Raw genomic sequence first — 14,908 nt, forward strand, 5'->3', positions numbered from 1 at the left:
GCGGGGCCGTTCACGCCTAATTTCCGCCGCTTCCTGAGGCCCCCGCCTCATCAGTACGGACGCCCTGATGGCCGCGCACTACCTCGAGTTCGAGCGGCCGATCGCCGACCTCGAAGCCAAGATCGAAGAACTGTCCAAGCTGTCGGAAACCGCCGGCGGCGGCGTGGACGAGGAGATCGAGGCCCTGCGTGCGCGGGCCCAGGAACTGCGGGTCGAGGCCTATTCCAATCTGGACGCGTGGGAGAAGACGCAGGTCGCGCGCCATCCCGACCGGCCGCACTTCGTGGACTATGTCGCGGCCCTGATCGACGAGTTCCAGGAGCTGCGCGGCGACCGCAAGTTCGCCGACGACCAGGCGATCATGGGCGGCATCGGCCGTTTCCGGGGCCGTGCGGTGGTCGTGATGGGCCACGAGAAGGGCCGCGACACCGCCGGGCGCGTGAAACACAACTTCGGCTACGCCCGGCCCGAGGGCTACCGCAAGGCGGTGCGCCTGTTCGAGCTGGCCGAGCGGTTCCACCTGCCGGTGATCAGCTTCGTGGACACGCCGGCCGCCTATCCGGGCATGGCGTCCGAGGAGCGCGGCGTCGCCGAGGCCATCGCGCGCTCGACCGAGAAGGCGCTGATGCTCGAAGTGCCGATGGTCGCCGTGGTCACGGGCGAGGGCGGCTCGGGCGGCGCGCTGGGCATCGCCTGCGGCAGCCGCGTGCTGATCCTGGAACACGCCATCTATTCGGTGATCCCCCCAGAGGGCGCCAACTCGATCCTGTGGCGCGGCGCGCGCACGCCGGGCGAGGCGGCCAAGGCGATGAAGATCACCGCCCAGGACCTCATCAAGCTGAACATCGTCGACCGTATCATCCCCGAACCTCCGGGCGGCGCGCACGCCAGCCCCGAGGCGGCGATGGCCGCCGTCGGCGCGGCGGTGGAGGAAGAGCTGAAGGCGCTCGACGGCCTGTCGGCCGCCGAGCTCAAGGCCGCCCGCGCCGAGCGCTTCTACGCCATCGGCCGCAGCGGCCTGCAGTAGCCCGCGCCAGCCCTTCCCGCCCGCGGCGGCAGAACGAAAAGAGCCGCCGGGTCGCCCCGGCGGCTCCTTCGTATCCGGCCTTCAAAGGCTGGCCGGGTCCGAGGACCCGGCCGGACCACGACCCTAGAAGGTCATGTTCGCGCCGATGAAGAAGTAACGGCCGCGGTTGTCGTACTGCGACGAACCCGTGCCCGTACCCGTGAAGGTCTCCGGCAGCGCCGGCGGGTAACGGTCGAACAGGTTGATGATACCCGCCCGCACGGTGATGTCGTCGTTGTACTTGTAGGTGCCGCGGATGTCGTGGCGGAAGTAGTCGCCCGTCTTGTACGGGGTGATCACGCCGGCCTGCTGCGCCTGGCTGGCGATCATAGAGCCGTAGTAGATCGTGCTCCAGGTGAACGAGAACTTCTCGTTGCTCCAGCGGGCCGTACCGTTGGCCTTCCACTCCGGCGTCGCGTTCGTGATGGTGTTCGCGAACTGCGTGTACGCCTGCAGCGGGAGACCCTGCAGCACGAAGCCGTACATCCAGGTGGCGTCCAGGCGCAGGCCGATATCGCCGTAGTCCTTGCCGAAGAGGTCTTCGGTGTGGAAGCCGTACGAGATCGAGTAGTCGTAGCCTTCGACCTTGGTCGAGGCGACGTTCTGGTTGACCAGGATGACCTGGGTCACGCCACCGACCACGGCGCCGCCGTTCGTGCCCGTCGGGTCGCGCTGGATCTGCGTGCAGAACGGGTTCGACGCGAAGGGCTGGGTGGTGTCGTCGTAGCACAGCGTCGAGAACAGCGTGTTGATCGGGATCGTGCCCACGCCGTTGCGGATGTTGTACTTGAAGAAGTCCACCGACATCTGCAGGCCCGGCACCCAGCGCGGCTGGAAGACCACGCCGTACTGGTAGGTGTGCGCGGTTTCCGGACCGAGGTTCGGGTTGCCGCCTTGCAGCAGCGCCAGCGACGGACGGCCCGTGCCGATGTTCGAGGTGAACGTGGCGGGGTTGTAGCCCGGGATCGCGGCGGCGCAGTTGACGCGGCGGGCGGCCTGCTGGGCAGCCGTCGCCGTGCGGAACGACGCGGCGTCGCAGGGGTCGATCGCGGCGGTGGTGAAGTTCCGGCCCTGCGGCGCGAACAGCTCGACGATGTTCGGCGCGCGGACGGCGGTGCCTTCCGTGGCGCGGAAGCGCAGGTCCTTCACCGGCGCCCATTCGAGGTGCAGGCGGTACTGGTCGGTGCCGTGGATCGTCGAGTAGTCCGACGCGCGGCCGGCCAGTTCGAACGTCAGTTCTTCGGCGAACGGCAGATCCTTCAGGATCGGGATCCGGACTTCGCCGTAGATTTCCTTCACGTTGAACGAACCGCCGCGGGTGCCGATCGCGTTGAAGAACAGCGCGCCGGAGGCCGACAGCGGATCCTGCACGAACAGGCTGGTTTCCTTGCGGTATTCCGCGCCGAACGCCACGCCGAGCGGGCCGGCCGGCAGGTCGAACAGCTCGGTGGCGAAGTTCAGGGCCGCCGTGGTCTGCTTGACGGTCTGTTCCGAGCTGGCGACGCCGTTGGCCCACAGGATGGCTTCACGGCTGGCGCCGTTCACCAGGTCCCAGGGGGCGCAGCCCGCGGCGCGGGCCGCCGCGTCGCGGCAGACCACCTGGCCGTTCAGCAGAACGGCGTCGGTGGCTTGCTGCACGCGCAGGATGTTCGGCACGCCGTAGGAGATCGTGCTGCCGTCGAGGCGGGCGTACTGGGCGTAGCCGTCGACGTTCACGTCGCGGCCGAAGGTCTGGAACTTGCCTTCGAAGCCGCCCGTCAGCCTCCACTGCTCGCGCTCGGTCTTCACGTCGCGGCCGCCGAACTCCTGCCAGAACTTGCCGACCTGGGCGGTCTGGGCCTGGGTGAGGGTCTTGCCGGCTGCGAGCCACTCGGTCCGCAGGGCCGCGGCGGTGGCGCCGGCGCCGTTCAGGTAGGCGTTGTCGCCGCGCAGGACGACCGGCATGGTGCCGCCGCCCGCCGCGCTCGAGAACGCCGGCTGGAAGATGCCGTAGCCGCCGGCCTTCACGTAGTTGCCTTCGAGGAAGGCATGCCAGGTGTCGGTGATCTTGTAGTCGACCACCGAGCGCAGGACCGCGCGGTTGCTCTTCGCCTGCAGCGCGTTGTAGGCGACGCCCGAGTAGAACAGGGCGTCGTCCTGGCAGCTCGGCTGGACCGTGGCGGTCGAGCAGGCGGCCGACAGGCGCACCACGTTCGTCGGGTTGCGGTAGTCGAGGGTCACGGCGCGGGCCGTGCCGAGGGCGCCGCCCAGAAGCTGGAAGGTCGCGGTCGGCGCGGTGTTGGCCCTGCTCTGCGTGATGATGGTCTGCGGAGCTTGCGTGGTGTCGCGGCGGATGCCCGGGTTCAGCTCGTCCCGGTCGCGCTGCATGATCTTGTCTTCGTTCGCGTACTCGCCGCCGATCAGGATCGACAGCTTGTCGTCCATGAACTTGCGGCCGTAGTTGAACCCGAGACGGCTCGTCTCGCCGTCACCCTGTTCGGAAATACCGCCCTGGATGTCGACTTCGAGCCCGTCCTGTTCCTTCTTCATGATGAAGTTGACGACGCCCGAGATGGCTTCCGAGCCGTAGATGGCCGAGGAGCCGCCCGTGACGGTCTCGACCCGCTCGATCATCAGCGACGGGATGGTGTTCAGGTCGACGGCCGGCGAGGACGCGTCGGAGAACGGCAGGCGGCGGCCGTCCATCAGCACCAGGGTGCGCGTCGGGCCGAGGCCGCGGATGTCGGCGCGGACCTGACCCGAGAGGAACAGGGTGCTCGACGAGTTCTGGCCGTTGGTCGCCGGGTTGATGATCGGCTGCTCCAGCAGCAGGTCGCCGACCGAGATCTGGCCGGACTGCTTGATCACGTCCGAGGTGACGACCGACAGCGGCGCCGGCGCGTTGAAGGTGTCGCGGCGGATACGCGATCCGGTGACCACGATCTCGCCCACGTCGACGCCTTCGTCGGCGGTCTGAGCTTGGGCGAAGGTCGGCACAGCGAGCAGGCTGGCCGAGGCGGCTGACGCGAGCAGCGCGCTTCGAAGCATGATGTTCATTTCAACTTTCATTCTGCGGCCCCCCGGCCTGGATAAGGTGTTCAGGGCGCGCCGGCCGGGGCCGACGCTATGCAGCTTTCAGGCACACAGACCCCCCGACCGTCGCCGGGCAACGACGACGAAGCAGGGAAAGCACACCTGAAAGGTGAGGCCGGAAGCTGTCACGCAGCCGATACGGGAGCAACGAAAAGCCGCCATAATCGCGACGAACGGTCGGGGAACATTACGAATTTCTCATCGTGTGCGCCATTGGCGCCACACATTGGGCATGTGGGGGCAAAGCTATCCCCGGCGCGGACGCAACAGGCGTAGCGCGTCCGGTCACGCGATGGCGGCCAGCGCCTCGGAGATTTCGTCGACGGCGGCCGGCGTCGTGGCCCACGAGCACATGAACCGCACCGAGCCGTCGAGGAAGCGGTAGACGAACCAGCCCTTCGCGTGGAGGGCGGCCAGGCGCGCATCGTCCATCTCGACGAACACGCCGTTCGATTCGACGGGGTGCAGGACCCTGAAGGGCATCCGCGCCGCCAGCGTCTTCGCCATCGCGTTGGCGTGCCGGGCGTGACGGAGGAGCGCGCCGTCCTCCAGCATGCCGATGAAGGGGGCGGCGTAGAACCGGCCCTTGGACGGCAACTGGCCGGCCTGCTTCAGCCGCGCGTCGAAGCGCCGGGCGACGTCGCGGTCGAACAGGACCACGGCTTCGGTGGGCGGCATGCCGGCCTTGGTGCCGCCGACCACGAGGATGTCGACGCCGAGCCCCTTGACGGCCTCGAGGTCGAAGCCGGCGGCGGCGGCGTTGGCGAGCCGCGCGCCGTCGAGGTGGACGCCGTAGCCCCTGGCCTTCACCGGGGCCGTGAGCGCGGCGAGCTCGGCCACCGTGTAGGTCGTGCCGTACTCGGTGGCGTTGGTGAGGGAGAGCGCCGCGACCGGCTGGCGATAGGAGACGTCCGGCGCGGCCAGGGGCGCCTCGAGCCCCTTCGGGTCGATCTTGCCCGACGCGCCGGGCAGCGGCGTCAGCCCCAGGCCGTGGCCGAAGAAGCCGGGCGCGCCCGTCTCGTCGGTGCAGACGTGGGCGTGATGGTGAGCCAGCACCGACTCGAACGGCCGGCAGAGCGCCGAGAGCGCGATCGCGTTGGCGGCCGTGCCCGACGCCACGAACCGCACCTCGGCGTCGGCGTCGAGCAGGGCGCGCACGAGGTCGGCGGCCTTCGTGCTGACCGCGTCGCTGCCGTAGCCCGAGGCGAAGCCGGCGTTGGCGGCCACGACCGCGTCCATGGCCTCGGGCGTCGCGGGCGCGGTGTTGTCGGACGCGAAGTCGTAGCGGGCCATGAGCGGCGCTCTTAGCGCGGCGGGGGTGGCCAGGCCAGAGTCAGGCGCGCCCGGGTCTGGGGGGCAGCGCCGCCAGCACGGCGTCGACCACGCCGTCCCAGTCGCCGTCGCGCGTCTGGCGGAAGAGCCGAGCGCCGGGGAACAGCGGGGCCTGGTCGGACGCCTGGCCCCAGCGCCAGTCCGCCTGGCGGCGCAGCATCACCCAGGCGGGCTTGCCCATCGCGGCCGCCAGCGCGGCCACCGAGGTGTCGACGGTGATGACCAGGTCCAGGCCGGCCACGATCGCGGCCGTGGTCAGGAAGTCGGGCGCGCCGGTGTCGTCGGGGTGCAGGCTGCGGCCGAGCGGTCGCAGCCGGGCCGCGGCCTGCGGCGTCAGCGAGCGCAGGCCGTCGAACTGGGCGCCGCCCCGCAGCATCAGCCCGATCCCCCCGCCGCCACGGCCCGGCGCCAGGCACGGGGGCGGGTCGTCCAGGGCGGTCAGCAGGGGCAGCGAGCCGGCGTAGACCCAGGCGTCGCGCGGCGGGATGCGCACCTCGCCCTCGACGGGAATCACCTCCTCCGCGAGCGGGGCCAGGAGGCCGGCCAGCGCCGGCGGCGTGACCAGCGTCGCGGCGATCCCGCGCCTGGCCAGCACGGGCAGCCAGCGGGCGAACAGCAACTGGTCGCCGAACCCCTGCTCGGGCAGCACGACGAGGCTCTTCACGGGGCCGCCGCGCCACTGCGGGAAGCTGAGCTGCGGCTGGCGCGGCCCGCGGGGCAGGACGCCGCGATACTCGTAGAGCCGCCAGCCCTCGGCGTAGGCGCCGCGCTGGAGCAGGTAGCAGCCCAGCGCATAGCTCAGCACCGGATGGCCGGGCAGGGCGGCCAGGCCCTCGCGCAGCTTCGCTTCGGCCTCGGCGTGGCGCCCCTCGGCGGCCAGCGCCTTCGCCGCTTCACCCCATTGCGCCGCATCCGCCATGGCCGGCTTTTGGCGCGCCGCTTGTGCTGCCGCAAGGGCGGGTGGTCTGATCGGGCGAGTCGAGTTGGGGGGCGTGATGCTGAAGACGATGCTGGCGGCCTGCGCGGTCGTGGCGGTGGTGGCCGCGGGCGGCGCGGCGGCCGCGAAGCCGCTGCCGGCCGGCGGACTGACGGCCAGGGAGGTCGCCGCCTGGATGAACGACAACGGCTATACGGCCAAGGTCGTGAAGCAGGACGACGGGGAGTACGTCGACGCCAGCGCCGAGGGGCTCAACTTCAGCGTCGACATGTACGACTGCGACAAGGCGCGCTGCCGGGCCGTCCAGTTCACCGTCAGCTTCGAGAAGGGCAAGGACACGCCCACGGTCCAGCAGATGAACGCCTGGAACGCCTCCAAGCGCTACCTGAAGGGCTATGTGAGCAACGACGGCGAGGCGGTCTTCCAGTTCGACGCGAACATCGACCCCGGCGGGACGTGGGAGGCGCTGCAGGACGACCTCGACGTCTTCGTGGGCTTCCTGGCCGACGTGAAGACCTTCGTGAAGTGGTGACGCCTCAGCCGTGGTCGCGCGCCCAGGCGCGGACCTCGTCGACGAACAGGTCCGGCTCCTCCATCGCCGCGAAGTGGCCGCCGCGGGGCATGTCGGTCCAGCGCACGACATTGTAGGCCCGCTCGGCGAAGCTGCGGGGCGGGGCGGCATAGAGCGGCTCGCCGGGGAAGTTCGCGAAGGCGGTCGGCGTCTCCAGCCGCTCGCCGGGGCCGAAGGCCAGGCCGCCTTCCTCGATCAGGCCGCGGTAGTACCAGGCGCCGGTCGTGAAGCTGCCGGTCATCACGTAGATCATGATGTTGGTGAGCAGGCGGTCCTTGCCGTAGGCCTCGTCGATCGTCTTCTTCGAGAGGTCGGACCAGTCGTGGAAGCGCTCGCAGATCCACGCGGCCTGGCCCACCGGGTTGCCGGCGCCCAGCCAGGCGACGGACTGCGGCTTCGACATCTGCAGGCGCAGGTACGCGCCCATCATGCCGCCGGCCGCTTCCTGCTGCGCGGCCCAGGCGCGCTCCTCGTCGGTCTCGACGCCGCCGTGCGGCCGGAAGCCCAGCATGTTGAGGTGGATGGCGCGGGCCGATGCGCCGTGGTCGCGGCCGAGCCAGGAGGTGACCATCGCGCCCCAGTCGCCGCCCTGGGCGAGGTAGCTTCCGTAGCCCAGCACCTGCGTCATCAGCGTGTTGAAGAGCCGCGCGGTCGTGCGCTGGCCGATGGGCCGCGCGGGCTTCGACGAGAAGCCGAAGCCGGGCAGGGACGGCACGACCAGGTCGAAGGCGTCGGCCGCGCTCCCGCCGAAGCGCGACGGGAAGGCCAGCTTCTCGATCGCGCCCCAGAACTCGTAGTGCGAGCCCGGCCAGCCGTGGGTGACGATCAGCGGCCGCCTGCCGCCCGCCTCGCCGACCACGTGCAGGAAGTGCAGGTCGAAGTCCTCGACGCGGGCCGTGTACTGCGCGAAGCGGTTGAGGTCGGCCATCGCCGCGCGCCAGTCGTAGGCGCCGGTCCAGTGCGCGCAGAGCCCCTTCAGCCACGTCCCGTCGCAGCCGTAGTTCCAGCCGTCGGGCGCGGCCGGCTCCGGCGGCCAGGGATAGTCGCGCACGCGCTCCAGCACGGCCTCCACCTCGGCCTCGGTCCAGACGACTTCGAAGGGTTTGATCTCGGCCATGCGCGCCTCCCGCTGGACGCAAGGTTCGCAGCCTTACGCGGACGTCGGTCAAGCGCCGGGACGCAGGCCCTTGCCGAGGGCCGTGCCGATGCGGTCGTGCAGGCTGCGGGCCGCGCCCGGCGCCAGCTTGCCCGCCATCTCGAGCACGACCAGGCCGTGGGTGGCGGCCCAGAACATGGTGCCGATCTCTTCCGGGTCGCCGGCCATCTCGCCGGCCGCGACGAGATCCCTGACCCAGGCGCTCATGGTGTCGTGGGCGCGCCGTCCGGCCTCGACGAGCTCGGGGCAGGTCCCCTCCAGCGGCTGATTCAGGTCGAACATCAGCTTGTAGGTGTGGGGGTTGTCGAAGGCGAAGCTGACGTAGGCGTCGCCGACGGCCGCGCCCTTGCCGCGCACGCTGGCGGCGCCGTCGCGCGCCTGCTCCAGCGCCTCGGCGAAGCGGTTGAAGCCGCTGGTGCGGACGGCGGCGAGGATGTCGTCCTTGTCCTGGAAGTAGCGGTAGGGGGTCATGGGCGACACGCCCAGCTCGGCGGCGAGCTGGCGCATGGTCACCGCATCGGGGCCCTTTTCGGCGAAGAGGCGCTCGGCGGCGGCGCACAGCCGCTCGCGGAAGTCGGCGACATCGGTCTCGGTCAGGACGCGGGGCATGCGACTCGTCTTTCGCAAAGAAAGCGCTTGCCAACCGCTAGCGCCTCGATCAAGAATTTACAACGTAAGAAATGAAGGCGCCAGGGAGGCTCGAAGGCCATGGACGGCAACGCGCGGATCAACCCCTATCTCGCGGGCAACTTCGCTCCGGTCCGGTCGGAGGACGACTTCGACCTCGAGGTCAAAGGCGAGATTCCGCGGGAGCTGCGCGGCGCGCTCTTCCGCACCGGCCCCAACCCCCAGTTCGAACCGCGCAATCCGGAAGGCTACCACTGGTTCACCGGCGACGGGATGATCCATGGCTTCTACGTCGGCGACGGCAAGGTCAGCTACCGCAACCGCTACGTCCGGACGCCCAAGTGGCGCCTGGAGAACGAGGCCGGGAAGGCGCTGTTCGGCGGCTTCAACCCGATGGCGGGCGACCCCTCGGTCCTCGGCAAGGACGGCGGCGTCGCCAACACCAACATCCTGTGGCACGCGGGCAGGCTCCTGGCGCTCGAAGAGGGCCACAAGCCGACGCAGATGAACCCCAGGACGCTGGAGACGATCGGCTACGACGACGCCTACGTCGACCGCACGACCGCCCACCCGAAGCTGGATCCGACGACGGGCGAGATGGTCTGGTTCGGCTACGGCGTCGGCGCGCCGCTGTCGGCGGGCATGAGCTACGGCGTCACAGACAAGGACGGCAAGGTCGTCCGCCGCGACGACTTCCAGGCGCCGTTCGCCTCGATGGTCCACGACTTCATGGTGACGGCCAACCATGCGCTGTTCCCGATCCTGCCGCTGACGGGCAGCCTGGAACGGGCGATGAAGGGCCTGCCGGGCTTCGCCTGGGAACCCGAGAAGGGCGCCTACGTGGGCGTGATGCGCCGCGACGCGGACGTCTCGACCATCCGCTGGTTCAACACCGAGGCCTGCTACGTCTTCCACCCGCTGAACAGTTGGGAGGAAGGCGACAAGATCTACTGCGACGTGATGCGCTACGACGTGGCGCCGCTGTTCCCCAAGGCCGACGGCTCGCCGGGCGACCGGGCGGCGGCGCGGCTGGTGCGCTGGACGTTCGACCTGGCGGGCAGCTCAGACGCCATCAAGGAAGAGCCGCTGGACGACCTGGACGGCGAGTTCCCGCGCGTCGACCCGCGGGTCGAGACGCTGAAGCACCGGCACGGCTGGTACGCCGCCGACTCGAAGGGAGCCGCCAGCATCCGCATGAACGCCCTGGCCCACATCGATCTCGCGACCGGCAAGCGGCAGGTCTACCAGCTCGACGGCGGCGACATGCCGTCGGAGCCGGTGTTCGTGCCCCGCTCGGCCGACGCGGCCGAGGGCGACGGGTGGGTGACGGCGGTGATCTACCGCGCCGGCGAGGACCGTTCGGACTTCGTGGTCTTCGAGGCGCTCGACCTCGCCAAGGGCCCGATCGCCACCGCCGGGATGCCGCGCCGGGTGCCGTTCGGCTTCCACGGCAACTGGGCGAGCTTCTAGCCCGCGCCCGCCGGCCGCTCCGAGATGGGCGGCCGGCGGTTGCCAAGCCGGGCCGGCGCGTCCAATGCCTCTGCCGGAACGGGAGGGCGCCATGCACAGGCTCATCATCGGAGCGGCGATCGCCGCGGCGCTGGCGGCGCAGGCGTGGGCCGCGCCCGACTTCGGCGACCGCCGGGACGCCGCCTTCGCCGAGCGCGGGTTCGTCGGCACGCGGGCCGACCCGAAGATCGTGGCGGCCGACGGCCGGGTGGTCTGGGACCTCGCGGCCTACGACTTCCTGAAAGGCCCGGCTCCGGCGAGCGTCAACCCGAGCCTGTGGCGCCAGTCGGGCCTGCTGGCGAAGCACGGCCTCTTCAAGGTCGCCGAGGGCGTGTGGCAGGTCCGCGGCTTCGACGCCGCCAACGCCACCTTCATCGCCGGCCGGACCGGCTGGATCGTCATCGACCCGCTGACGGCCACCGAGACCGCCAGGGCGGCCCTGGACCTGGCCAACGGGAAGCTGGGCGCGCGGCCCGTCGTGGCGCTGATCTACACCCACAGCCACGCCGACCACTTCGGCGGCGCGCGCGGCATGGTCGCCCAGGCCGACGTCGACGCGGGCAAGGTGCAGGTGATCGCGCCGGCGGGCTTCCTCGAACATGCGGTCAGCGAGAACGTGATCGCCGGCCCGGCGATGAGCCGCCGCGCCAACTTCCAGTTCGGCATCACCCTGCCGAAGGGGCCGAACGGCCAGGTGAGCATCGGCATCGGGACGGCGGTGGCCTCCGGCACGCAGAGCCTGATCCCGCCGACCCTGGACATCGTGAAGAGCGGCCAGACCCTCACCGTCGACGGCGTGAGGATCGAGTTCCAGCTCACGCCGGCGACCGAGGCGCCGGCCGAGATGAACCTCTACTTCCCGGACCTGAAGCTGCTGGATCTGGCCGAGAACGCCAACGCCACCCAGCACAACGTGCTGACGCCGCGCGGCGCGCTGGTGCGGGATTCCAAGGCCTGGGCGGACTACCTGTCGGAGTCGATCGCGCTCTACGGCGGGCGGACCGACATCCTGATGACCAGCCACGCCTGGCCGCGGTTCGGACGGGCCGAGATCGGGGACTACCTGGAGAAGCACCGCGACGCCTACAAGTACCTGCACGACCAGTCGGTGCGGCTGATGAACGACGGCCTCCTGCCGGCCGAGATCGCGGGCCGCCTGAAGCTGCCGCCGGCGCTGGACGACGAGTGGTACAACCGCGGCTACTACGGGACGCTCAGCTTCAACTCGCGCGCGGTCTACCAGCGCTACATGGGCTGGTACGACGCCAACCCGGTGCATCTCGACCCGCTGGAGCCGGCCGACGAGGCCGTCCGCTACGTGGCGATGATGGGCGGGGCGGCCAAGGTGCTCGCCGCCGCGCAGGCCGCCTACGACGAGAGCGACGACCGCTGGGCCGGCGAACTGCTCAACCGGATCGTGATGGCGGACGCCTCGAATGCAGCCGCGCGGGAGCTGCTGGCGAAGACCTACGAGCGCCAGGGGGCGGCGGCCGAGAGCGCCATCTGGCGCAACATGTACCTGACCGGCGCTTCCGAGCTGCGCAACGGCCCGCCCCGGCTGGGCGTGCAGGCGGGCTCGCTGGAGGTGGTGCGCAACACCCCGACGCCGATGCTGCTCGACCTGTTCTCGGTGCGGCTCGATCCGGCGAAATCGAAGGGGGCGGCGGTGTCCCTGGACCTCGTCTTCCCCGACCGCCAGGAGCGGTTCCGGGTCGCGGTGAAGCACGACGTCCTGACCTACGAGGCCGACCCCAAGGGCGGCCGGACCGACGCGGTCTACACGCTGCCGCGCGCGCAGTTCCTGGCCGGGGCGTTGCAGGGCGCCGACCTCTCGGCCAGCGCGACCTCGGGCGACAGGGCGGCGCTGGGCCGGCTGCTGTCATGGCTCACGCCGCCTCGTCCCGGCTTCCCGATCGTGACACGCTAGCTCCGAAGAGGCGGGCAGGATGGACGGCGAGTACGACTACATCGTCGTGGGCGCGGGCTCGGCGGGCTGCGTGGTCGCCAACCGGCTGTCGGCGGACCCCGCCAACCGCGTGCTGCTGCTGGAGGCGGGCGGCAAGGACGACTGGATCTGGTTCCACATCCCGGTCGGCTACCTCTTCGCCATCGGCAATCCGCGCTCGGACTGGCTGTTCGAGACCGAGCCCGAGCCCGGGCTGAACGGCCGGGCGCTGAAGTACCCGCGGGGCAAGGTGGTCGGCGGCTCGTCGGCCATCAACGCCATGATCTCCATGCGCGGGCAGGCGGCCGACTACGACCACTGGCGCCAGCTCGGCCTGCGCGGCTGGGGCTGGGACGACGTGCTGCCGGCCTTCCGGCGTCTCGACGACCATTTCCTGGGCGAGACCGAGCACCACGGCGCGGGCGGCGAGTGGCGGGTCGAGCAGCCGCGGGTGCGCTGGGCGGTGCTGGACGCCATCGCCAGGGCGGCGGTCGAGATGGGAGTCCCCGCCACGGACGACTTCAACACCGGCGACAACGAGGGCGTGGGGCTCTTCCATGTGAACCAGCGGCGGGGCCTGCGCTGGTCGGCGGCCAAGGGGTTCCTGAAGCCGGCGCTCGCGCGGCCGAACCTGCGGCTGGAGACCGGCGTGACGGTCGAGCAGGTGCTGTTCGACGGGCGTCGCGCCGGCGGCGTCGCGTTCCGGCGGGGCGGCCGGCGGGTCGAGGCGAAGGCGCGGGGCGAGGTGATCCTCAGCGCCGGCTCGATCGGCTCGACGCAGATCCTGCACCTCTCGGGCGTGGGGCCGGGCGAGTGGCTGGGCGACCTGGGCGTTCCGGTCGTGGCCGACCGCGCGGGCGTCGGGCGCAACCTGCAGGACCACCTGCAACAGCGGGCCATCTACAGGGTCAGCGGCGTGCCGACGCTGAACGCGCGCTACCGCAACCTGGCGACCCGCGGGCTCATGGGGCTGGAGTACGCGCTCCTGCGCACGGGGCCGCTGACCATGGCGCCGTCGCAGCTCGGCATCTTCACGCGCTCATCCAGCGAGCACGAGCGGGCGAACATCCAGTTCCACGTCCAGCCGCTGTCGCTGGACCGCTTCGGCGAGCCGCTGCACCCGTTCCCGGCGGTCACCGTGGCGGCCTGCAACCTGCGCCCGACGTCGCGCGGGACCGTGCGCCCGCGCTCGCCCGACCCGGCCGCCCCGCCGCGGATCGCGCCGAACTACCTCGATACGCCGCAGGACCGCCGCGTCGCCGCCGACGCCATCCGCGTGACGCGGCGGCTGATGGGGCAGCCGGCGCTGGCGGCCTTCCAGCCGGACGAGTACCTGCCGGGTCCGGCGGTGGGGAATGACGACGCCTCGTTGGCCCAGGCGGCCGGCGACATCGGCACGACGATCTTCCACCCGGTGGGGACGGCGAAGATGGGCCTGGCGTCCGATCCCCAGGCGGTGGTGGACGAACGGCTGCGGGTGATGGGCGTCGAGGGGCTGCGCGTGATCGACGCCTCGGTGATGCCGACCATCACCTCGGGCAACACCAACACGCCGACGATCATGATCGCCGACCGCGGCGCCCGCTTCGCGCTGGAGGATGCGAAGGCCTAGCCGCCCGCCAGGGCCTGCCGCACCAGCGGGAGCTGGTCGTTGCCGAAGTAGATGCGCGCGCCGTCGACGAACATGGTGGGGGAACCGAAGCCGCCGCGGTCGATCACGGCCTGGGTGTTGTCGCGCAGGCGCTGCTTGACGTCGTCGTCGGCCGTGCGGGCGGCCAGCGCCTCGCCGTCGAGGCCGCAGGCGTTGGCGACGTCGATCAGCACCGCCGGGTCGTCGAGGTTCCGCTGGTCGGCGAAGTAGGCGTGGAAGGCGGCCTCGGCGAAGCGGACCAGGGCGGCCTGGTCGTCCTCGAGCGCGCAGCAGAACCGCATGGCGTGGACCGATCGCACCGGATGGTGCGGCGAGGGGAAGTTCATCGGGACGCCAGCGAGGCGGGCCCAGTCCTTCAGCCAGGCCCAGGTGTGGCGCATCCGCGGCGAGTCCGGGTTCTCGCGCCCGGCGTAGACGGCCGGGTTCACCGCGTTGAAGACGCCACCCACCAGGAACGGCTTCCACGTCACCGTGGCGCCGGTCTCTCTGAGGATCGGCTGCACGTTATGGAACGCCAGCCGCGTCCACGGCGACGAGAGGTCGAAGAAGAATTCGAGGTGCGCCATTCGGCTATCTTACCTCCCCCGCGCAGCGGCGGGAGGGGAACCGTTCGCCGAGCGTAGCGAAGAGCGAATGGTGGAGGGGGCGAGCCTCAGGCGCGGCGGGTCGGAATGGGCTGTGTCGGCTCGGAGAAGGCCGCTCGCCCCCTCCACCACCCGCTCTACGGCCGCCTGCGCGGCCTCGGCGGGTGGTCCCCCTCCCGCCATCGCTGCCGCGATGGGGGAGGTGAGCGCGCTTAGACCAGCGCGCCGTGGCAGTGCTTGAACTTCTTGCCCGAGCCGCAGGGGCAGGGCTGGTTGCGGCCGGTGTCTTCCCAGCCGTCGGGCAGGGCCGAGACGGGAAGCGCCTGGCGCTGTTCGGCCGCCACCCCGTCGGGGACCCAGCCGCGCTCGGCCTCGTTCTCGCCGGTCAGCGGGTCGAGATGCACCTCGAACGTCGGCTGCGCGCTGGGCGGCGGCGGGGGCTCCTCGAACTGGAACTC

The 14,908-nt window shown here is 71.0% G+C and carries 12 protein-coding genes; 5 read left to right on the plus strand and 7 right to left on the minus strand.

Annotated elements, in window-relative coordinates:
• Positions 1-67: 67 nt before the first annotated feature.
• Entirely contained in the window at positions 68-1,027 is a 960-nt protein-coding gene (locus tag JNL41_RS08450; protein ID WP_293473967.1) for an acetyl-CoA carboxylase carboxyltransferase subunit alpha, read from the plus strand.
• 123 nt (positions 1,028-1,150) lie between these two features.
• Here the strand turns inward: JNL41_RS08450 and JNL41_RS08455 are convergent, their stop codons facing one another.
• The 3 genes from JNL41_RS08455 to JNL41_RS08465 all read right to left on the minus strand — a co-directional run bounded on the left by JNL41_RS08455 (position 1,151) and on the right by JNL41_RS08465 (position 6,389).
• Positions 1,151-4,093 (minus strand): TonB-dependent receptor, encoded by a 2,943-nt coding sequence (locus JNL41_RS08455; protein WP_293473969.1) that lies wholly within the window; start codon positions 4,091-4,093, stop codon positions 1,151-1,153.
• Between the two features lie 330 nt (positions 4,094-4,423).
• Positions 4,424-5,431 (minus strand): beta-eliminating lyase-related protein, encoded by a 1,008-nt coding sequence (locus tag JNL41_RS08460; protein WP_293473971.1) that lies wholly within the window; start codon positions 5,429-5,431, stop codon positions 4,424-4,426.
• A 40-nt stretch (positions 5,432-5,471) separates the two neighbouring features.
• Positions 5,472-6,389 carry a hypothetical protein gene (locus JNL41_RS08465; RefSeq protein WP_293473973.1) on the minus strand — a complete coding sequence of 306 codons (918 nt, stop codon included), beginning with the start codon at positions 6,387-6,389 and terminating at the stop codon, positions 5,472-5,474.
• 76 nt (positions 6,390-6,465) lie between these two features.
• Here JNL41_RS08465 and JNL41_RS08470 point away from each other — a divergent pair, with 76 nt between their 5' ends.
• Positions 6,466-6,939 (plus strand): YbjN domain-containing protein, encoded by a 474-nt coding sequence (locus JNL41_RS08470; protein WP_293473975.1) that lies wholly within the window; start codon positions 6,466-6,468, stop codon positions 6,937-6,939.
• 4 nt (positions 6,940-6,943) lie between these two features.
• Here the strand turns inward: JNL41_RS08470 and JNL41_RS08475 are convergent, their stop codons facing one another.
• Positions 6,944-8,095, minus strand: coding sequence for an epoxide hydrolase family protein (locus JNL41_RS08475; RefSeq protein ID WP_293473977.1), 1,152 nt, complete (start codon positions 8,093-8,095; stop codon positions 6,944-6,946).
• 48 nt (positions 8,096-8,143) lie between these two features.
• Positions 8,144-8,743, minus strand: coding sequence for a TetR/AcrR family transcriptional regulator (locus tag JNL41_RS08480; RefSeq protein WP_293473979.1), 600 nt, complete (start codon positions 8,741-8,743; stop codon positions 8,144-8,146).
• Positions 8,744-8,842: 99 nt separating this feature from the next.
• Between JNL41_RS08480 and JNL41_RS08485 the strand changes: the two genes are divergently transcribed.
• The 3 genes from JNL41_RS08485 (at position 8,843) to JNL41_RS08495 (ending at position 13,827) form a co-directional block, all read left to right on the plus strand.
• Positions 8,843-10,231: a carotenoid oxygenase family protein gene (locus JNL41_RS08485; protein ID WP_293473981.1), complete on the plus strand. Its 1,389-nt coding sequence runs from the start codon at positions 8,843-8,845 to the stop codon at positions 10,229-10,231.
• Between the two features lie 91 nt (positions 10,232-10,322).
• A complete protein-coding gene (locus JNL41_RS08490) occupies positions 10,323-12,197 on the plus strand; it encodes an alkyl sulfatase dimerization domain-containing protein (RefSeq protein WP_293473983.1) in 1,875 nt (624 codons plus the stop codon).
• Between the two features lie 19 nt (positions 12,198-12,216).
• Positions 12,217-13,827 (plus strand): GMC family oxidoreductase N-terminal domain-containing protein, encoded by a 1,611-nt coding sequence (locus JNL41_RS08495; protein ID WP_293473985.1) that lies wholly within the window; start codon positions 12,217-12,219, stop codon positions 13,825-13,827.
• Here the strand turns inward: JNL41_RS08495 and JNL41_RS08500 are convergent.
• Complete coding sequence (locus tag JNL41_RS08500; protein WP_293473987.1) at positions 13,824-14,432, minus strand: 2-hydroxychromene-2-carboxylate isomerase; 609 nt, start codon at positions 14,430-14,432, stop codon at positions 13,824-13,826. The genes JNL41_RS08495 and JNL41_RS08500 overlap by 4 nt on opposite strands.
• Positions 14,433-14,662: 230 nt before the next feature.
• Positions 14,663-14,908 (minus strand): SEC-C metal-binding domain-containing protein (locus tag JNL41_RS08505; protein WP_293473989.1); only part of this gene is annotated, 246 nt, incomplete at its 5' end.

Source organism: Phenylobacterium sp. (assembly GCF_016793285.1).
GTDB lineage: Bacteria > Pseudomonadota > Alphaproteobacteria > Caulobacterales > Caulobacteraceae > Phenylobacterium.